The following is an 18,674-nucleotide window of genomic DNA, read 5'->3' as shown; positions in this document are numbered from 1 at the left end:
TGAGTACCGGTACGCACCAGCCACAGAATGGCGTCAAGTACATCCCGGAGTTGATGTTTTGTCTTGCGGTTGATTGGTAGATAATCTTTAACTTCGTTCCACTGGCTGTCAGTCAACCGAGTCCACTGCTTGGTCATATTTGTAGTGTTTAGCGACTTACAAGATACGACTGACAGCCTTTATATTTAAATTTTCATAATTTTAAACACGCTCTAAAATCAAAGCTCCGAAAGAATATCGAGGGCAACAGTAAAAATAAGTGTTCAGAATTGGCCGGAAGCTAAAAACCGTCGAATTTTGGGGATACTTGGGGATACTTGGGGATACTTGGGGATAGTCCTTTTAATAAGGGCCTAATTTTGGTTTTGACAACAGGCCTCACTTGCCTTTTTATGTGGCCCGATACTTGAGAGGGAGAGATCAAGTGCAAATTATTGCTTATGAAAGCTATAGTTGCTAAGTTTTGTAGTGTTCTAGTATTAGCCCTTTTTTGCTTTATACCATCAGCTTATTCTACCGGGGGTAACGGACCTGGTGGGGGGGGATTCGGTGGAGTTTGTGAAGGTTGCTCCGTTAGTGCAGATTCTTCCCTAAATACAGGAAGGTGTATTTTTTGTTTCAATGGTACAGATGAAAACTGTCTTGTTGATGGAATGAATACGACTTCACCTAAATGTAAGCCAAGTTAGAGGTTGAGAAATCTCTTCCTTAAGAGAAAGTTAGTGGATGGGCCTTTGTATCTGTGTTAAAGGTCTATCCATTTTCGTTATGTACTTTGTGTTATGCTAAATATAAACAATAAAATTTTATTATAATGTTAAAAAAGTTGTGTGCTTTTTTTGTGTCTGTATTAATAATATCCTGTGGAAGAGGAAAGGGTGACGATATGGGAGTTAAGGAGCTTTATGGTAGTGTTGCTGTTAATAGTTGTATGACAATGCGGCCAGATTTTACATTTAACTATCAAAATATATCCGGGTTCTCTAAAAGTAATGTTAATGGAGATGTTTATTTAACTTCATTAAGTTCTGATGAAATCTACACTTTCGAAGCTGAAACTGGACTACTTGTCAATAAGAGGAAACTGGAAAAAGAAGGCCCTTTTGCTATTGGATCGATTTCGTCTTTTGATGGAGTTTACTACATGAATAAAGACTCGATATTGTACTCGAGCAACTCGCAGAACAAAATATTTTTACTCACGCCTAGTGCTGTCGAAGTAGTTGTTGATTTTTCAAATGTAAGCAACGTTAGGCTTGCAAGTGCATTTCGAAATGCACCTGTTGAGGGAAAAAATCATATACTTTTTCCTATTTATCCGAATACTAAAGAAGATATAGGTAAGGGGTTTGCTTTCGTAGCGATTAGAAAAGATTTGAAAGGCTATGATCAAGTTGTTGATTTTGCACCTGCTTATGACGGTAAGTTTTACGGGACTACACCATATTTTTACTGGCCTTCAGTAACTTTTAATAGCGAATCCGACTCGTATATAGCGTCATTTCCAGTCAGTCACGCTGTGTTTGAATATGATTCTAGATTTAAACTGAAAAAGAAACACAACACCTATCACGAAATAATAGGGCCAATAGAAGAGTTTCCTTATGCTTTGGATCCAGAAGGAAACCCGAGCCGAGGTGATGATGGGATATATTACCGGGAGACAAACCACTTTTGTAACATTTATTATTTATATGGCAAGGATGTATATTTTCGATTCGGAATTATTGCTGATCCAGAAAATAATGAAAGAGAACTTTGTGTGTTTGTTTACAACAATGATTTTACGCAAAGTAAAACCCTTAAGTTAAGTGCAGATTATGTCGAAGGGAGTATGTTTGCGCTCGATGACAAGATGTTCATTCTAAACGAAACTAAGCTGATTAGTGAAAGGACTGTAAAGTTACCCTACGACTGTTTTACATTTGAGCCAAATTAAATTCGTTGTTTTTTTATTACTAATACAATTTGCATGTTTAAAAGGGCGCTAGTTATGCTTAGCGACGATATCCGTCGCAAGAACAAAAGCATTATTAGAGTTTGCACAGGGTTAACAATCCAAACTCCTATCGCTTGATTCAGTCCAAATCCTTACCTTTAGCCTAAACCAAAACCCAACCCCATTAAACCTAATTTATACATCCTTAGCCTGCTGTTCCTACTTGTTAGCTGCGCCGATAACGAGGCCGTAAAAGTAATTGCTTTAAGCGCCGCTCCTCTGGATACATTAGCGCTGGAACCAGTAAAATTACCAGTAACGGTTTTCCAACCCCAACGAGTCGTTTCCTCCGGCGACAATTTGGTCTTTTACGACGGCGTAGGCAAAGGCACTTTCAAGGTATTCGACGGCTCAAGCCATCAGTACCTATTCACCTATCCCGATGCAAACAACGAGCTGGAGCAACACGACTTCATTGATGATAATTCAATAATAAACCGCAACGGAACCCTCAATTACCTCGACTATCCCATCTACCGCCGGGTAAAGATCAACCGACAAGACAGCACCTTTCAGCGCTTGGAGCAAGTTGATCTCTCCGGAATGATAGACAACATCAACCGGTTGGCACATCTCAATGATACCCTTTATACAGCGATGAATTCGGATACAGAATTTAATGCCCACCAGTCTTTACTCTTTTCCAGCAAAAGCTCCACCGTATTAAAAACATTTGCGGAATACCCGGAAGAGGGATTGGTTTTTGAAAGCCCGGAAGCTAAGAGTGCACAATACCGCTACACAGTAGTCGCCGATGAAGCGCGGGGCCAGATAGCAGTGTTTTACACTTACGTCAACCTCATCCGGTTTTATGACTTTACCGGAGCGTTGTTGAAAGAGGTCCGGGTAGGTTCGTATACCACACCGCAAATCCCAAAGGAGAGAAACCTTTATTTTCTAGCTCCGGTAGCAACAGACGATAATATCTATGTACTGTACCTAAATCAAAACAACGCTTCCGTCAATGAAGACCCTGAGACGATTCGGCCGGAGTTGCAAGTATATAATTGGGAAGGAGAACTCTTGAAAAGAAGTTACATCGATGCGCCCGTATACACCTTTGATGTTTCGGTAGCGGGCGATCAACTCATCGGCATTGCTTTCCAGGAAGAGGGAGCTATTTTACAAGCTTCCCCGGAGCTTTAACCCAAAACCTAAATTACTAACCCATCCTAACCAACCTACTTAACCGCCCCGTAGCCGTCCTCCTAACCACCTTGGCGGCCATCGTTCTCGGCCTGCTGGCCGCAGGCCAGCTACCGGTGTCGTTGCTCCCCGAGGTAGGCATCCCCCGCGTCAGCGTACAGGTGAGCTACCCCAACGCAGCCGCGCGGACGGTGGAAGATGCCGTGGTCGCCCCCCTGCGCAACACCCTCCTCCAGGTCAACAACCTGAGCGGCATCCGCTCCCGCGCCCGTGAGGAAGCCGCCGTGCTCTACCTGGACTTTCCCTTCGGCACCGACCCTGATCTGGCCTTCATCGAAGTCAACGAAAAGATCGACCAGGCCATGAATCAACTCCCACGGGAAGTGGAGCGGCCCCGGGTGCTGGCTACTGATGTCAGTGATATTCCGGTGGTGCAGTTGAGCGTGACCCTGAGTAACCCCACCCCCGGCCCTTCCCCAAGGGGGAGGGGGGGCGAGGCAGACGTTGGAAGTGTGGCGCCGGAGCCGTCTCCCCTCTCCCCAGGAGAGGGGCCGGGGGAGAGGGAACGAGCGCAGCGAGCATCCCCACCTCCAACACCTGCCTCCCGACTCCCGACTCCCGACTCCCGACTCCAAACTCCCACCTCCGACCTCCTCCCCCTCTCCAACCTGGCCGAAAACGTCCTCCGCCGCCGCCTCGAACAGCTCGACGAGGTCGCCTTTGCCGACCTCTCCGGTCAGGCAACGCCCCGCATCGTCGTCCGGCCGAAGCAAGCAGCGCTACGCGCCCTGGGCAAAACGGAAGCCGACCTTGCCAATCTCCTCCGCGCCGCCAACGTAGAACTTGGCGGCCTGCTGCTGGCCGATGGCCACTACGAATATGCCGTCCGATTTACCGGAAGCCTGCGCACCGCCGAAGACCTCGAAAACCTCTACCTCAGGGTGGGTGCTCCCGCCACTCCTGAACTCCCTGGCGGTGAACGGACGGTTCCCCTCTCCGACCTAGCCACGGTCACCTACGAAGCCGAACCCGCCCGAGGGCTTTTCCTCCACAACGGCGCCCCCGGCGTAATCTTCACCATCCGCAAGCGCGCCGATGCCCGCCTGTTCGAGCTCCGCGAAAACCTCCAAACTCTCGTCGCCGACCTCGAAGCCGAATACCCCGACCTCCGTTTCCGGCTCAACAACGACCAAACGGCCGTCCTCCGCGCGAGTATCGACAACCTCTCCGGGGGGCTGCTGTACGGCGCGGGCTTCGCCATCCTCGTTCTCTTCGCCTTTTTCCGGGAGTGGCGGAGGCCGCTGCTCATCGGCCTCGCGGTACCGATCGCCCTGCTAATCGCCGTGCTCGGCTTTTATCTCGCTGGCCTCTCCGTCAACGTCATCTCCCTCGCCGGGCTCATCCTTGGGCTGGGGCTAATGATCGACAATTCGATCATCGTGCTGGATAATATTGCCAGCTACCGGGAACTATCCCGAAATTCCGACACCTCCGACGTCTCCCCTCTCCCGAGGAGAGGGGCCGGGGGAGAGGGCAACGTACACACAACCGCCGCCGCCACCAACGAAGTCATCCGCCCGCTCATCTCCAGCGCCCTGACGACCATCGCCGTCTTCCTCCCCTTGGTACTGCTCAGCGGCATCGCCGGAGCGCTCTTTCGCGATCAGGCCATCGCCGTCACCTTGGCCCTGGCGGCTTCTTTATTGGTAGCGTACTTCCTTCTCCCCATGCTAAGCGTTCTCATGTCCCGCTCCAACGCCTCCAACGTCTCCCTCGATTCAGTCGGGACCGGGGGAGAGGCCACGAGCGGAGCGAGCATCCCCACCTCCAATGTCTCCAATAAGCGGAGCACTACCCACTACAAACTACCCACTACCTTCTACCTGCTCTTCCTCCTTCCCTGGCTGGCCCTTGGCTACCTGGCGCTCTCTACCCTCCCTACCCAGGGTTTTCCGGAGCTTTCCCGCTCAGATTATCAACTGAACATCGACTGGGCCGAAGCACTGCCCCTCAACGTCCATCGCACCCGCGTCAGCGCCCTGATGGCCGACTGGCAAGCGAACTTCGGCGGAGAAAACAGCGCTCTGATTGGCGAGAACCAGTTCCTGCTTGCCGAAGAGAACCAGGCTACCAACGCTTCAGAATTGCAGTTCTTCCTGCCTGCTCCACCAGCTGCTGACTTTGCCGGGGAGTGGCTGGCGCAACAGCGCAAAGAATACCCCGTCGCTACCTTCACAATGCGCCCCGTCTCCAACCTGTTTGACCGCATCTTCCTCAACGATGAACCCTACGTTGAGCTACGCCTGCGGGCTGCCGGCGACCGCGAGACACCGGGTTGGAACAGCGTACAACCACTGTTGGAGCGTATGCGGGAAGAAGGCTTTAACCCCGCGCCGCCCGCCCGCAACGAGGCCGTTTCCCTGCAAATCGATTATATGGCTCTGGCAACGGCCAGGGTGTCTTCAGCGCGCCTGCGTGACCGGATCCTGACCCTCTTTAGCGAAAACGAGGTCACGAGCCTGCGCGCCAACGACCGGGCACTGCCCGTATTGCTGGCGGGTACCGACGATCTGTCTGCCGACCGCCTGCTGGCCGCCACCGTCACGAATCAGGACGGTAACGAAATACCGTTGCGCCAGTTACTCAAGATCTCTAAGCATCCCGACTACCGCGTGCTCACTGCTGACAGGGCCGGGGAATACCTCGGCCTCGTCTTCTCCGGTGAGCCGACCACCGACGACATTACCCGCATCGAAAATATCGCCGGAGAGTTTCCCGAATTCACCAGCCAACTAGCTGGGCGCTTCCTGACGGATCAGTCTCGCGTCGGGGAACTTGGCGGGGTTCTGCTCGTCAGCTTACTGCTGCTTTACCTCATCCTTGCGGCTCAGTTCGAAGGAGTAAAACTGCCGCTGGTGGTGCTGTTGGTGGTGCCGATCAGCCTGGTGGGGTCGCTTCTTGCGCTTTGGTTTACCGGCGGAAGCCTCAACCTGCTCAGCCTCATCGGTATGGTGGTTACGGGTGGCATCGTGGTGAACGATGCCATCATCAAAGTAGACATGATCGAGCGGGGCCGGGCGGCAGGAATGTCGATGCCCGCGGCCATTAAAGAAGCGAGCCGCCGCCGTTTGCGGGCCATCGTGATGACGTCGCTCACTACCATTCTCGCCCTCGCGCCGGTGCTGTTCACGAGCGGCCTCGGAGCGGAGTTGCAGCAGCCGCTGGCCGTTACGGTGATCGGTGGCTTGCTGGTGGGGACGGTGGGTAGCCTCTACGTGGTGCCACTGCTTTATCGCCTTTTTTCGGGCGCGGACGCAGGTGCAATGAAGGGTTAAGGGCTGAGCACCACTCGCCAGTCGAGTTCTTTTTTGCCTTAGGCACGGGGAAGCGAACTTGATAAGTTAACGGAAACAATGCTTTGAGTGAGACATCAGTTTATGCTGCGCAAAAAAGCTCGCCTGTCGGAGTGGGGCGTTCCGCCTTGTCCGCTTACGCGAATTATTTGGTTTACAGTGTTCAGCATAGTCGGGGTAGAAGATCAACCTTGGCACTGGGCGCAAACCAGATTGTCGCCGATGCTTCTCCCCAGCGCAGTGATGTTGGGAGGGGGAGAGCGACAATCTGGTTTGCGCCCCTGATACTCCGTTCAACTCAGTGAGATTTTACTTTGTACGAAGCACATAAAAGCCTTTTTGCCGGAGGCAACTCACTTCAGCCGTCGCCAAAACCTCCGCCACGGGCTATCCAGTACTCCCATCACGTCCTCTGTAAAAACGTAGCCAACCAGCTTTCCTCGCTTACCGAGAACGGTCGCTCCGTACACATTGGCCGCAATTATCCGCTCGGTGACTGAAAGCAGGCCTTCTTCCGGTGGAGCTGTAATAAACTCAGCTTCGCAGTAAGGCGCAACGGACTCCTCGTCAGACCTGGCCTCTTCCTTCAATACGCCCGCTTCTACGAAGCCGATCTGTTCGTTCCACTGGTTGAAGACGGGCAATACCGGCCAACGTGAAGCATCGAACCGTTGGCGAACAGTTCCTACCGATTCGTTGGTGTACACCCTAAGTTGATCATCCTTCGGTACCCGGAGTACCGTATCGGAGGTGGTTTTCGCAAGTCGGCGGCGTTGCCAGCCGTTGCGGTATTCCATGCCGGAGAGCAGGATGATGAATACTGCGCCGCAGGCCAGCAGAGGGTCGCCAAGCTCAACGCCCAGCCAGATCAGCGGCAAACCGATGAGTAAGCCCAACGTAGTCACTACAATGGTTGACGCCCGGGCCCCGATGGGGGCCCGCAGCAAGGCCCGGAGGATGCGGCCTCCATCGAGCGGGTAAGCGGGCAGTAAATTGCCCGCGGCCAACAGCAGATTTACTCCGAGGGAAATACCCAGTACCTGGTCCAGTATCCCGGGCTGAACAACAATGTTGCCCGAGAGCCGCAGGAAATAAGCAATCAGCAGATCGCCATCGGGCCGCAGCAGCAACGCGATCCAGGCAAGCAGGGCTACAAAAATATTGGCCAGGGGGCCAGCGGCGTACACCAGGACTTCGGCCCAGATTTGTTTGGGCTGTTCGGGGAGATAAGCTCCGCCACCCAGTGGGAAAAGAATGATTTTTTCTGCTTTGACGCCCCGGTCGCGCGCCACCAGCGCGTGGCCGAGTTCGTGGATCAGGATAAAAGTGAAAAGCAGGGTAGCAATGGTACTCCACCAGGCTGCGGCCTGCCAGTTCATCCCGTATCCGGGCGTGTACGCAAAGTATAAAATGGCAGTAGGCACGAAGACAAAAGTCCAGTGCAGATCGGTTGGTACACCGAAGATTTTACCAATGCGCCAGGAGTAATTGATACCGTTAATAGCTTTTAGTAGTTGGGGGATACGGGCTACGGGATGAATAACGTTCACGGCCAAGGGTTTGGTTGTACAAATGCGAGAAAATGCATTTTTGATGGTTGCCCGGGTGAAATTCGTCCATCGGCGCTATCTCTGGTTCCGGCTACCTTCGTCTGCGATGAAGAGTCGGCAGAAGCGACTTTAAGTCGTGTAAAGAACAGGGCGCGTCGTATTCGTTTTGAGGTGGAACTCTTTCATCGGGCACCCCTGTGGCAATCAACAATCACCGAACCTCAACCAAGACCATTGTGTATTCCTCTTAGCGTTGACAGACCACGCGGCTGTAAACTGAAACCGTAGGTAAAAGCGTTATATCGACACCCTAACAGAAATCCCCGTGAAAGCAACAAACTTCCTTTTCTCCCTTCTCATCGTCGTTGCCGCATTTGCTGCCGGTCGCTATGCTTTTCCAACTTCCTCTGCACCTGCGGCCGCGCCCGAGGAAATAGCAGTGAAGACCACCGAAACACCAGTTGTTAGCCGTGCTGACAGCCCGGTCGCCGGCTCCATTTCCGCCGAGGACGCCCTGGCCTACACCCCGTCCGAACTGCATACCATCCGCTTGTTCGAAAACGCCTCTCCTTCGGTCTGCTACATCACTACCAAAACCCAGCGCCGCAGCTTCTGGACCCGTGATGTAAGCGAAGTACCCGCCGGCTCTGGTTCCGGCTTCGTCTGGGACAACCAGGGCCACATCATTACCAATTATCACGTCATCCGCGACGCCAGCCGTGCAATCGTCACCCTCGCCAACGGCGAGGATTACGACGCTAAACTTGTCGGTATCGCTAAAGAGAAAGACCTCGCGGTACTGCGCATCGAAGCGCCCGCCGGTGCCCTGGAGCCCATCCCCGTCGGCACCTCGCAAGACATCCGCGTAGGCCAGGCGGTATACGCCATCGGTAACCCCTTCGGCCTCGACCAGACGCTGACGACCGGTGTCGTCTCCGCCCTCGATCGCGAGATCAATAGCCAGGCAAATGTCCCGATTCGGGGAGTGATTCAGTCGGATGCAGCGATTAACCCTGGTAACTCCGGCGGCCCGCTGCTCGATAGCCGGGGAATGCTCATCGGTGTGAACACCGCTATCTACAGCCCGTCTGGTGCATCGGCAGGAATTGGTTTCAGTATCCCCGTCGATGTGGTCCGCTACGTTGTACCCGACCTGATTCGCTACGGCGAAGTGCGCCGTGCCAGCTTGGGGGTCGACTTCTACCGCTACTGGCGCGGGACAGGATTAGCCATTGAAGAGGTTGTTCCGCAGGGGCCGGCGGGGAGCCGCGGTGTCCGCGGCCTGAGCCAGGACGCCCGTGGCAACTGGGTGTTGGGCGATGTGCTGGTGGGCATCAACGGCAAAGCCATTAAAACGAGCACTGATTATTTCCTCGAAATGGAAAACTTCGAACCCGGCGAACGGGTGACGCTCAACCTGGTTCGTGACGAGCGGAGAATCGAAGTAGAAGTGGAGCTTGGAAGCTCGGTGGAGTAGCTCAACTCGCCAGTCGAGTTGGGCGTCAACCCTACCGAACTCGCCAGGCGAACTTTTTTACTTTAACAATTATGGTGTTTTACGATTAGGCTTCGATCTGTACAGCCCGGAGAAAGTTTGGCTTAAGGTATTCAGGCCAAAGAGAATTCGACTGGCGAGTTCCAGCCCTCCCTGCGGCCGCGGGTTAATCCCGCTTAAACTCAGAACTCTCTTTCCACTTCGGCCACATCTCTCCGTTAGCCAGGCGTAGGCCAACCTGATAAAGTAACTCCCCGTCCTGTACCGCGCCACCCAGTGGCCAGTCGCCTGAGTTGTACTCATCCGCAGGCTGGTGGTAGCGTTTTGCGACGAAGCCGTCGCGCTGTTCCTGGGCGTATTCCTTGCCTTTCGTGGCGTGCTCGTAGCCGCCGGCAGCGTAGAGCGCGGGGACTCCTCCCTTGGCGAAGTTGAAGTGGTCTGACCGGTAGAAGTAGCCTTTTTCTGGCTCAGGATCAGATTGAACGTAGCGCCCTTGCTCTTCAGCGACGGTGGTGGCCAGGTCGTCCATTTCGCTGTGGCCGAGTCCGGTGATGGTGAGGTCTTTTGCTTCGCCGATGGGGTTGATGCCGTCGATGTTGATGTTGGCGACCGTCTTGTCGAGCGGGTAGACCGGATTACGAACGTAGTAATCACTGCCCCATAGACCTTGCTCCTCGGCGGTGACGAAGAGAAAGACGATGGAGCGGGCGGGAGGGGTTTCCAGTTTAGAGTAGGCTTCGGCGATGGAGAGCAATTGAGCGGTGCCGGAGGCATTGTCGAGTGCGCCATTGTAGATCGAGTCGCCATCCACTGCGGGGCCAACGCCGATGTGGTCCCAATGGGCGGTGTAGGCTACATATTCGTCCGGGCGTTCGCTACCGGGCAGGGTTGCGATGATGTTGTAGGATTTGTCGAAGCGGAGGTCGTTATTGACCGTGTTCGTGAAGGTGGTCTTCAGTGGTACGGGCTCGAAGTCTTTGCTGGCGGCGTCGGCGAACCAGCCGGTTCGGTCGGCATCGGTGATGGTGAAGAGTTTCTTGGCGGCGTCGAGCGCGATCCAGCCCGCAATGGCTAGCTTGGGGCTGCCGTCGTCTTCCAGCGTCAGGCGGGTGCCGGACCACGAGCTCTGGACGACGAACCAGGGGTAGCCCGCCGCGCCGGGCTCGTGGATGATGAGGCAGGCTTCGGCTCCCTGGCGGGCGGCTTCCTCAAATTTGTAGGTCCACCGGCCGTAGTAAGTCATCTCCTTGCCCTTGAACATCGTCTCGTCTTCGGTATAGTAGCCAGGATCGTTGACCATCACAACGACGGTTTTGCCCTTCACGTCGAGCCCTTCATAATCGTTCCAGCCGTACTCTGGTGCTACGATGCCGAAGCCGGCGAAGACCATTTCTGAATTACCGACCGAGACGGCTTCGACCGGGCGTTCGGAGTAGGTGACGATTTCTTTTTGCTGGTTCCAGTTCATTTTTTCGTTCCGGCCCAGGCCAATCACGACGGGCGTCGGCTTACCGGTTATTTCCACCATTGGCACTTCCTGGCGGTAGCTACTGCCGTTGCCGGCTGCGAGGCCGAGGGCTTTGAGCTCAGTTTCGAGGTAGTCCAGCGTCAGGGCTTCGCCTTCGCTGAAGGGGAGGCGACCGCCGTATTTATCGGAGGCCAGTTCGGCCAGGTGGCGGTCGATGGTCGCGGAGTCAATCAGTGGCCCCTTTTCGTCGCCAGCGTTTTCGGGGGCGCGGCCGCAGGATGCAAGGGTGAGGATGAAGGAGCAGAGTAAAAGTAGCCTTGGCATGGTGGTGTATTTGAAACCAAGTTACAAATAAAGGCGAAGTGGCTTAGCGACAATGGGCTGAAAGCGAACGTATGCTCTCTGGAAGAACTTAGGCTCTCCGCTTACGGAGGCGACTTGTCAGCTCACAAACTCAAGCCCGTAACTGACACATTGCACCCGCGGCCGCGCCTGATGATGCTCTAAATTGTGTGAAAAGTACGACTATGAAGCTCATCATAATAGCCACCTTTTTCATATTGTCCTATCTGGTTAATCCTACGGTTCCTACACCATTTACGGGGACATACGAATCAACGTCAAAAGAGAATAGCATCTTTAATCCTTACGTTTCCTACGCGTTGGGTGATGGGGTAATTTCGTTTAACCAGGTAGTTGACCTGAATCGTACGACCTGGCAAGGACTTTATACGGTACAGGATAGTTTGATTGAAGTGCTGGTGTTTCGTACGCTTCGCCAGTCACTCAACGCGGGGTTCACTTCCCGGTATGTGCGCCAGCATGAACGGGTGTTGACAATTGGGATGAACGACGGACGCTATTTGTTCGAAGATACCCTGAAGTCTCGTCCGGTTCAGATAGGAGGTCCGGAGTCTGTTTTAAAGCTCTTTGTTCCAGAACCTGTTCAATTTGAAGTCACCGCAGATACCGCTAAGCATAATCGATTTCCTGTAATCAATTGTTTGGGCTACTGTGGGGTAGGTTCAAATGGATTCTTCGCTTCTCAAAGAAGTTGGAAGTCTACACAGGACGCTGAAAACAGAATATTAGGTAAGCTCGCGAAGGAGCTTAACAAGGCTTTTGCCCCTGTTTCCTCCGAACGTTCTACGAATTGCCGAAATCCACACCTCTCGGCCTTAATCCCAACTAAAAATAGTATCCCGTTCAAAAAGCGTAAGGTGATGATCATCGACAATTCCACCTCTTTGAATACCGAAAGGGTAAAGGCTGTACTGCATGAGTTCTATTTGAAACAATCGCTCACCGATGCTCGGCTGCAAGAGTATCTCCTGGTTGAATTGACTGTCGTGGATGGAGAAATTTGTTTGGTATCTCCTTGAGGTAGTTTCCTGTCTCACATGTCAAGATAAATGGAACTCCTCGACCATTTAGACCTCCCACCGCAACAACACCAACTCCTCATCATCCCCCGGTAACTGAATCAACTCCCGCTCCCGTTCAAAACCGAGTTTGCTGAGTAAAGAAAGGCTCGGCTCATTCGTTGGCAGCGTGATGGCCAACAGCTCCTTGTGCCCGTGCGCAACGGCATAGGCCATGTTAGAGATCGATGCTTCGTGAGCAAAGCCCTGGCCGTGGTAGGCTTCCAGGAAAGCGAAGCCGAAATCCGGCGTGTCGAGTCCGGGGCGCCTATACACTCCGGTGTTTCCGATGATGGTACCGTCGCTTTTCAGGGTGCAGAGCATCGGGCCGCAACCTGGTGTATTATAAGCCGGAAGGAGTTTCTCCGTGATGTACCCGCGCGCATCGTCGAGGGTGTGTACGCCCCGGTCTCCGATGTTCTCCAGCCAGCTTTTACTGGTGAGCAACTCAAGGATGAAAGGGGCGTCTTCGGGCGTGACGGGGCGAAGACGGAGGCGTTGGGTGGGGTGAGGGATATCCATATTGTTCGGCAGTCTTCAGGCTGCTATTTAGCAACCTTCAGGTTGCCAGTTTGAGTGTCCTTCAGCCTGAAGGCAGAAGAACAGCAGATTAAAGGCTGCCGAACAAATTTACTCCGCGGTAGCTGGTTCAGCAACCTGGGCCTCACGAATAGCACTGGCGATCCCGTTCCACAGCGCAATGCGCGCCTTCAGCGCATCTTTCGCGACTTTTTCCGCTTCGGCCCATTTTTGCTCGTCCTGGCCACAGAGTTCTTCCACCATCATGAGGCTCAGCGGGCCGTGCTCATCGCCGTCCACTTCAATGTGCCGTTCGATGTAGTAGAGGAATTTAGGGTACTTGGGGCTGCTTTCCCTGCCTTTCGTTTTACCGAGAATAGCAAGGAAAAGATCTGGGATCAGGTCTTCACGGCCGAAAGTAAAGGCCGCCGCAATTTTGTGGTCTTTCCCTTCACGGATGAGACCGAAGGTAAAGTTGAGGAAGTCCCGAACGGCTGGGTAGACTCCGCTGGCCCAGGCTGCCCGATCAATGTCGGCAACGCCTTTCAACTCAGAAAGGAAGTGCTCGATTTTTTCGGTGGGTGCCCCTACTTCGCGCATCGCTTCGAGGTACATCTCGAAATGGCTGGTAGGTTCTCCCTTTTCGTTTACGTCGGATTCTTCGCCCCAAACGATCTCGTTGATAAACCGGGCAAGTGCCGGGTTAGCGGCCGGCCGCCAGGGTAGGGTAGTGGTAGTCAGGCAAGATTGCAAAGATTTGAGCAACGACATGAAATCCCACACTGCAAAAACGTGATAGGTCGAGAAAACGCGGAGGTCTTCGATGCCGTTCAACTCTTCGTACAGGGGGTGTTGCCGTAACTGTTCGCGAAGAGATGCAGTGCTTGCTTCGATACGGTCGAGGTGGATGTTCTGGGGGCTTTCCATCAGTGTAGCAGATTTTAAAGAATAACCCAACCGGCTGCTCAATGATTGGTACGACCGTTTGATTTTACATTTTTAAGACAGAAGCCGATCAGAAATCTTCGACTACCGAAGGCTTCCGCTCTTCTTCCAGCCTGTCCAACAGGTTCAGGATGATATCGATGCCTGCAGCATTAACTCCCAGGTCGGCGTATAGCCGGAGGGCTCGTTCCAGGCGGGGAACCTGGGGGGTAGGAATTACAACAACTTCGTTGCTGCTGTCTGCTTCGCAGATGCCATGGTCGAGGAATTCTTCAATAACGAGGGTGTCGCACTGATGAAAAGTACAGAATTGCTGGATGGTGATGTAAGAAACAGACATGGATCGATGCGTTAGGCGAGGATTTATTTCAATTTTTTAAAAAGTTCGCGTTGCTCGTTGGTCAACGATGTGGGCAGCTGGGCCAGGAGGTCGAGGTAAAGATCGCCGCTGCCGGATGCTTTGTATTTTGGTAGTCCCTTACCCTTCAGGCGGATGCGTTTGCCGTTTTGGCTCAGTTCTGGGATGGGGACATTCACAGCGCCGGTGGGCGTCTGTACCATCACCTTGCCACCGAGAACCATCGTCGCGAGCGGAACGTCCTGCGTTTTGTAGAGGTCGGCTCCCTTACGGTCGTACTCCGGCGGGGTGGTTACCCTGAAGGTGATGTACAGGTCTCCGGCCGGTCCTCCACCCTGGCCGGGGCTTCCCTGGCCACGCAAACGAAGCGTTTGCCCGTCGTCTACCCCCGCAGGGATGGTTACGCGCAGTTGCTTGTCACCAACGGTGATAACCTGCTTATTGTCTTCCAGGATGTCGGTGAAGTTGACGGTGAGGGAAGCCTCGATGTCCTGGCCCTTGAAGGAAGTCCGCCGCTGCCGGCCTCCGAAGGAAGCGCCGCCTCCGGCGCCGCCAAACATCTGGCTGAAGAAATCGGAGAAATCTGCCCCTCCGGCTCCGCCGGAAGTGTAAGTGTAGCCTCCTCCGCCGAACGGATTACCTCCCGCCCGGCCACCGGCCCGCTCGTAGGCTTCGGCGTGTTCCCAGTCTTTGCCGTACTTGTCGTACTTCTTACGCTTTTCGGGGTCGGAGAGTACCTCATTAGCCTCATTGATTTCCTTGAACTTACGTTCAGCAACTTTATCCCCCGGGTTAACATCCGGATGGTATTTGCGGGCAAGTTTGCGGAAGGCTTTTTTAATGGCCTTTGCATCAGCAGATTTGTCTATGCCCAAAGTTTTGTAGTAGTCTATGAAGTTTGCCATACTGTAAATATTACAACCATCAATGCCGGCCGGTTCAGTTCTTCATTCCTTAAAATTGATTTATAATGCCAGGAATACCAACACCAATGGATGGATTTACGACTAACGTGTCGTAAACCCGAAATTCCTTTTTATGAAACAGTTTTTTGTCTTCGCCTGCTTCGTCTTCGCACTAACCTCCTGCCAGGATGATGACGACATGAGCGCCTTTACCTGCATCTCCGATCAGGTCGGGGACACCATCCTGCTGCCCGATGGTTCGGAAGGCCTCACCATCGATGCCATCTACCAGGACAATCGCTGCCCCTGCCTTACGCCCTGCCTCGTTGCCGGAGGTGTCGGAATACGGCTGCTGTCTCCTACCAGTGATACCTTGCTGATTGGGGTAGGAGACAGCACCGCGCCTGACTCAACCCTTACTTACAATGGTTTTAATCTGCGTTTGCGCTCAGTTACCCACCGTGAGGTCTGTGACTATTTGGAACTCACACAGTCCGATTACTGTGCTGAGTTCATCTGGGAATAAGGGCCTTGCTTCAACAACTATTGGTTTGCACCTGCGCTCGCGCCCAAAAACATCGCTTCCGCCAGAGCCGGCACTAAGAGCTTGTTCGGGCTTAACACTTTGTCAGCAATCATCCAGATGGCAAAACCCGAGCAAGCTCGAACAGTTTCGTTATCTTCAGATACAGCCAACACTATGAAATTCCTGACTTACCTGATCTTCTCTTTGCTCTTTCTTTGCTCTGCTTGTAAAACGGATGTAATGGAGATCAACAGTACCTGTGCCGAAGGAGTCCACCTCAATGATCTTGTCCCCCTCCCGGACGGCACTGCGCTACGCGTCATCGAAGTAAACGATAATTATTGCCCCTGCGGTGTGATCTGTATCTGGGCCGGAAACCTGGAAGTAATCGTTCAGGCTGAAGGTGCGAACCGCGGACCTGACACTCTTGGCTGGCAAACCGGCGTTGCCACCTACGGAAACTACACTATCTCTCTGGGCGAAGTCTACAATAAGCCAGAATGCGGAGGGCGCCTCAACCCCGAGGATTTCTGTTTTGAGGTAAGGGTAGAGTAAGGAATGCAGATTTTGATCAAAGGCAGCCTACCTTCGCCTTATTCGTCCTGGCTTCGCGCTGATTGTCCCCAGGTGGCCCGGGCCGTAGTATAGCTTCGGTATTGTACCTTAGTCCCCATGAAAAACATACTTCTTCTCTGCCTTGCTCTCGCACTTTATGCCTGCGGGACCAACGATAATGCCACCATGGACTCTTCCTCTGCTAAAGCTTCCGCTCCTGAAAACAAAGAAGCCCCTGAATACGCGATGGTCATCCACGGCGGAGCCGGAACCATCCTGAAGGAAAACATGACGCCCGAGAAAGAATCCGGCATCCGTGCCGCGATGAACGCTGCCCTCAATGCAGGAGAAGAAGTGCTGAAAGCCGGCGGCTCCGCCGCCGATGCCGTAGAAGCCACCATCTGGGTGATGGAAGACAGCCCGTACTTCAACGCAGGCAAAGGAGCGGTATTCACCAACGCTGGCATCAACGAAATGGACGCGAGCTTCATGACCGGCCACGACCAGAACGCCGGCGCCGTCGGCGGAGTTACGAACCTGAAACACCCCATCAGCGCCGCCCGTGCCGTACTCGAAAAATCGGAACACGTTTTGCTCTCCGGCAAGGGTGCCGAGGAGTTCTCTGTCCTTCAAGGCCTTGAGACCGTTGATCCCAAATATTTCTTCACCGAGTTCCGCTGGACGGGCCTGCAACGTGCCCTCGAAGGGGAACGGGTGGAACAGGAGAATATGGAGGGCAGTCGCGTCATCGAGGAGATCGACCGCAAATACGGTACCGTAGGCTGCGTTGCCCTCGATAAATCCGGTAACATCGCCGCCGGAACTTCTACCGGAGGGATGACGAACAAGCGTTACAACCGCCTTGGCGACAGCCCCATCATCGGCGCCGGTACTTACGCCGACAATGCGACCTGCGGTGTGAGTTGTACCGGCTGGGGTGAATTCTTTATCCGGTATGCAGTTGCGTACGACGTCCACGCCCGCATGGCCTACGGCGATGCTTCCGTTCAGGATGCCGCCGATGCGGTTATCAATAAAACCCTCGTCGAAAAAGGTGGAACCGGCGGACTCATCGCACTCGATGCCAAAGGCAACGTCGCGATGCCATTCAATACCCCTGGAATGTACCGTGGCTACCTGAAAGCCGGGGGAGAGCGGGAAATCCTCTTTTATGAGGAGTAGGTAACCAGTAAAGGGTTCTAAACGTCCAGTCCGTATTCTGCCCGAACTTTCTTCGTCAGGCTTTTTACGACCAATCCGTAGCTGTGGTCAATTAACTCCCGTATCAGGTCATCGCGGAGGTCTCCATCTTCGATGTATACGGTATTCCAGTGTTTCTTATTCATATGCCAGCCCGGTTTGATTTCCTCGTGCCGCTCGCGCAGGTCTACCGCGTAGTCAGGGTCGCACTTCAGGTTTACGCGGAGGTCCGTCTCATCGAGACCAGTAAGAGCGAACATCTTATTGGCTACCTTGAAAACCAGGGTGTCGGGCCCAAAAGGAAGCGTTTCTTCGGTAGCTGGTTTGGCGAGGCAGTATTCGCGCAATTCATCGAGGTGCATAGGCTTGAGCTTTATGGTTTACGGGTAAAGATAAAACGGTCCCCGGCACCATGCCGAAGACCGTTAGCCGAGGCCCGGAGGGCCGTTTCTCGTAGCGAGGGGTGTAGCGTGCGACCTTCAGGTCGACACGCAACCCCTCGTTTTCGTTGTGTCAGGATTGCCCTTAACCCCTCGTTTTCGATGGTTTGGATTGTTTGCACCCTCCTCCAGGGCTGACGCATAGGATTCGATTTTAAGCTTTTAGCTCGAGATCATAGTCACCGCCTAAGAGCTTGCATCCCAAAACGCGTAGCGTTTTCACTAGCCCCTCCCCCGTGGGTTGGGGTTGGGGTGGGGGTTTAACACGGCTTAACTAGCCTATGCGTTAGCCCTGACCCTCCTCCCTCGTTTTCGATGGTTCGGGGCGGCGGCTCACGCCTCGCCTGTCGTTGGAAATCAGTCCGTCACGCCCGAAGTCCCATCCGTCAGCGACGGGTAAAGCAGCGCTGCTCCTGCGTAAAGCAAAGTGTTCAGAATGACCCCAACAACAGGAAACGCCTGCCCTTCGATGAGCCACTGAAAAGCAATGACGCCGCCAAAATAACTGGCGGCAAGGATGATACCCAGTTTACGGGTCTTCGGGATCACCATAGCAGCCACAATCAGGAATTCGATGATGGCCATGATGGGAAGCATACTGATCATACGTTCAGACATGCTGGGTTCGGGCTCCGCAAAGAGTTTACCTGCCCCACTGCCAGCAAGAGCAAAAGCGGCAAGGCCGAGAAGAATCAGTCCGATGGTTTTCTTTTTCATAACGATGTGTTTTGATGAATGGAAGAAGCTTTTCCACTCAAACATACTATTTAATGTAGGTACATCCATATTCTGTG

At 53.5% G+C, this 18,674-nt stretch carries 16 protein-coding genes; 8 read left to right on the top strand and 8 right to left on the bottom strand.

The genetic code is table 11. The annotated features are described in order from the left end of the window. Nucleotides 1-814: 814 nt before the first annotated feature. The 3 genes from FUA23_RS08005 to FUA23_RS07995 all read left to right on the top strand — a co-directional run bounded on the left by FUA23_RS08005 (nt 815) and on the right by FUA23_RS07995 (nt 6,480). A complete protein-coding gene (locus tag FUA23_RS08005; RefSeq protein ID WP_147930209.1) occupies nt 815-1,939 on the top strand; it encodes a DUF4221 family protein in 1,125 nt (374 codons plus the stop codon). Between the two features lie 360 nt (nt 1,940-2,299). After that, the gene (locus FUA23_RS08000) at nt 2,300-3,145 is read left to right on the top strand and encodes a TolB-like 6-bladed beta-propeller domain-containing protein (RefSeq protein ID WP_187270933.1); all 846 of its coding nucleotides are present in this window, start codon (nt 2,300-2,302) and stop codon (nt 3,143-3,145) included. 23 nt (nt 3,146-3,168) lie between these two features. Continuing rightward, nucleotides 3,169-6,480, top strand: coding sequence for an efflux RND transporter permease subunit (locus tag FUA23_RS07995; protein ID WP_262713697.1), 3,312 nt, complete (start codon nt 3,169-3,171; stop codon nt 6,478-6,480). A 371-nt stretch (nt 6,481-6,851) separates the two neighbouring features. On the opposite strand, the gene FUA23_RS07990 is transcribed toward FUA23_RS07995, so the two are convergent. Continuing rightward, nucleotides 6,852-8,048, bottom strand: coding sequence for a M50 family metallopeptidase (locus tag FUA23_RS07990; RefSeq protein WP_147930206.1), 1,197 nt, complete (start codon nt 8,046-8,048; stop codon nt 6,852-6,854). Between the two features lie 325 nt (nt 8,049-8,373). Here FUA23_RS07990 and FUA23_RS07985 point away from each other — a divergent pair, with 325 nt between their 5' ends. Continuing rightward, complete coding sequence (locus FUA23_RS07985; protein WP_246144082.1) at nt 8,374-9,525, top strand: S1C family serine protease; 1,152 nt, start codon at nt 8,374-8,376, stop codon at nt 9,523-9,525. A gap of 184 nt (nt 9,526-9,709) precedes the next feature. On the opposite strand, the gene FUA23_RS07980 is transcribed toward FUA23_RS07985, so the two are convergent. Then, nucleotides 9,710-11,335 (bottom strand): M28 family metallopeptidase, encoded by a 1,626-nt coding sequence (locus tag FUA23_RS07980; protein WP_147930204.1) that lies wholly within the window; start codon nt 11,333-11,335, stop codon nt 9,710-9,712. Nucleotides 11,336-11,538: 203 nt separating this feature from the next. Here FUA23_RS07980 and FUA23_RS07975 point away from each other — a divergent pair, with 203 nt between their 5' ends. Then, nucleotides 11,539-12,393: a hypothetical protein gene (locus FUA23_RS07975; protein ID WP_147930203.1), complete on the top strand. Its 855-nt coding sequence runs from the start codon at nt 11,539-11,541 to the stop codon at nt 12,391-12,393. Between the two features lie 48 nt (nt 12,394-12,441). Here the strand turns inward: FUA23_RS07975 and FUA23_RS07970 are convergent, their stop codons facing one another. The 4 genes from FUA23_RS07970 to FUA23_RS07955 form a co-directional block, all read right to left on the bottom strand. Continuing rightward, nucleotides 12,442-12,954: a GNAT family N-acetyltransferase gene (locus FUA23_RS07970; RefSeq protein ID WP_147930202.1), complete on the bottom strand. Its 513-nt coding sequence runs from the start codon at nt 12,952-12,954 to the stop codon at nt 12,442-12,444. 108 nt (nt 12,955-13,062) lie between these two features. Beyond that, entirely contained in the window at nt 13,063-13,878 is an 816-nt protein-coding gene (locus FUA23_RS07965; RefSeq protein WP_147930201.1) for a DUF3050 domain-containing protein, read from the bottom strand. A gap of 88 nt (nt 13,879-13,966) precedes the next feature. Beyond that, nucleotides 13,967-14,236 (bottom strand): chaperone modulator CbpM, encoded by a 270-nt coding sequence (locus FUA23_RS07960; protein WP_147930200.1) that lies wholly within the window; start codon nt 14,234-14,236, stop codon nt 13,967-13,969. Nucleotides 14,237-14,259: 23 nt separating this feature from the next. Continuing rightward, nucleotides 14,260-15,159 (bottom strand): DnaJ C-terminal domain-containing protein, encoded by a 900-nt coding sequence (locus tag FUA23_RS07955; RefSeq protein ID WP_147930199.1) that lies wholly within the window; start codon nt 15,157-15,159, stop codon nt 14,260-14,262. A gap of 133 nt (nt 15,160-15,292) precedes the next feature. Between FUA23_RS07955 and FUA23_RS07950 the strand changes: the two genes are divergently transcribed. The 3 genes from FUA23_RS07950 to FUA23_RS07940 all read left to right on the top strand — a co-directional run bounded on the left by FUA23_RS07950 (nt 15,293) and on the right by FUA23_RS07940 (nt 17,422). Further along, a complete protein-coding gene (locus tag FUA23_RS07950) occupies nt 15,293-15,685 on the top strand; it encodes a lipoprotein (protein WP_147930198.1) in 393 nt (130 codons plus the stop codon). Between the two features lie 174 nt (nt 15,686-15,859). Next, nucleotides 15,860-16,240, top strand: coding sequence for a hypothetical protein (locus tag FUA23_RS07945; protein ID WP_147930197.1), 381 nt, complete (start codon nt 15,860-15,862; stop codon nt 16,238-16,240). Nucleotides 16,241-16,357: 117 nt separating this feature from the next. After that, nucleotides 16,358-17,422: an isoaspartyl peptidase/L-asparaginase family protein gene (locus FUA23_RS07940; RefSeq protein ID WP_147930196.1), complete on the top strand. Its 1,065-nt coding sequence runs from the start codon at nt 16,358-16,360 to the stop codon at nt 17,420-17,422. A gap of 17 nt (nt 17,423-17,439) precedes the next feature. Here FUA23_RS07940 and FUA23_RS07935 read toward each other — a convergent pair whose 3' ends face one another. Beyond that, nucleotides 17,440-17,802: an MmcQ/YjbR family DNA-binding protein gene (locus FUA23_RS07935; protein ID WP_147930195.1), complete on the bottom strand. Its 363-nt coding sequence runs from the start codon at nt 17,800-17,802 to the stop codon at nt 17,440-17,442. A 435-nt stretch (nt 17,803-18,237) separates the two neighbouring features. Further along, entirely contained in the window at nt 18,238-18,597 is a 360-nt protein-coding gene (locus FUA23_RS07930; protein WP_147930194.1) for a hypothetical protein, read from the bottom strand. Between the last annotated feature and the right edge of the window lie 77 nt (nt 18,598-18,674).

It is taken from the genome of Neolewinella aurantiaca, from assembly GCF_008014675.1.
GTDB lineage: Bacteria > Bacteroidota > Bacteroidia > Chitinophagales > Saprospiraceae > Neolewinella > Neolewinella aurantiaca.
The sequence above is the reverse complement of the archived record's forward strand: the minus strand, read 5'-3'. Positions and strand labels throughout refer to the sequence as shown.

What these genes read in the sequence shown, in the direction of transcription:
- FUA23_RS08005 (WP_147930209.1), top strand. Translation starts at nt 815, where the DNA reads ATGTTAAAAAAGTTGTGTGCTTTTTTTGTGTCTGTATTAATAATATCC.
- FUA23_RS07980 (WP_147930204.1), bottom strand. Translation starts at nt 11,335, where the DNA reads ATGCCAAGGCTACTTTTACTCTGCTCCTTCATCCTCACCCTTGCATCC.
- FUA23_RS07975 (WP_147930203.1), top strand. Translation starts at nt 11,539, where the DNA reads ATGAAGCTCATCATAATAGCCACCTTTTTCATATTGTCCTATCTGGTT.
- FUA23_RS07970 (WP_147930202.1), bottom strand. Translation starts at nt 12,954, where the DNA reads ATGGATATCCCTCACCCCACCCAACGCCTCCGTCTTCGCCCCGTCACG.
- FUA23_RS07965 (WP_147930201.1), bottom strand. Translation starts at nt 13,878, where the DNA reads ATGGAAAGCCCCCAGAACATCCACCTCGACCGTATCGAAGCAAGCACT.
- FUA23_RS07960 (WP_147930200.1), bottom strand. Translation starts at nt 14,236, where the DNA reads ATGTCTGTTTCTTACATCACCATCCAGCAATTCTGTACTTTTCATCAG.
- FUA23_RS07955 (WP_147930199.1), bottom strand. Translation starts at nt 15,159, where the DNA reads ATGGCAAACTTCATAGACTACTACAAAACTTTGGGCATAGACAAATCT.
- FUA23_RS07950 (WP_147930198.1), top strand. Translation starts at nt 15,293, where the DNA reads ATGAAACAGTTTTTTGTCTTCGCCTGCTTCGTCTTCGCACTAACCTCC.
- FUA23_RS07945 (WP_147930197.1), top strand. Translation starts at nt 15,860, where the DNA reads ATGAAATTCCTGACTTACCTGATCTTCTCTTTGCTCTTTCTTTGCTCT.
- FUA23_RS07940 (WP_147930196.1), top strand. Translation starts at nt 16,358, where the DNA reads ATGAAAAACATACTTCTTCTCTGCCTTGCTCTCGCACTTTATGCCTGC.
- FUA23_RS07935 (WP_147930195.1), bottom strand. Translation starts at nt 17,802, where the DNA reads ATGCACCTCGATGAATTGCGCGAATACTGCCTCGCCAAACCAGCTACC.
- FUA23_RS07930 (WP_147930194.1), bottom strand. Translation starts at nt 18,597, where the DNA reads ATGAAAAAGAAAACCATCGGACTGATTCTTCTCGGCCTTGCCGCTTTT.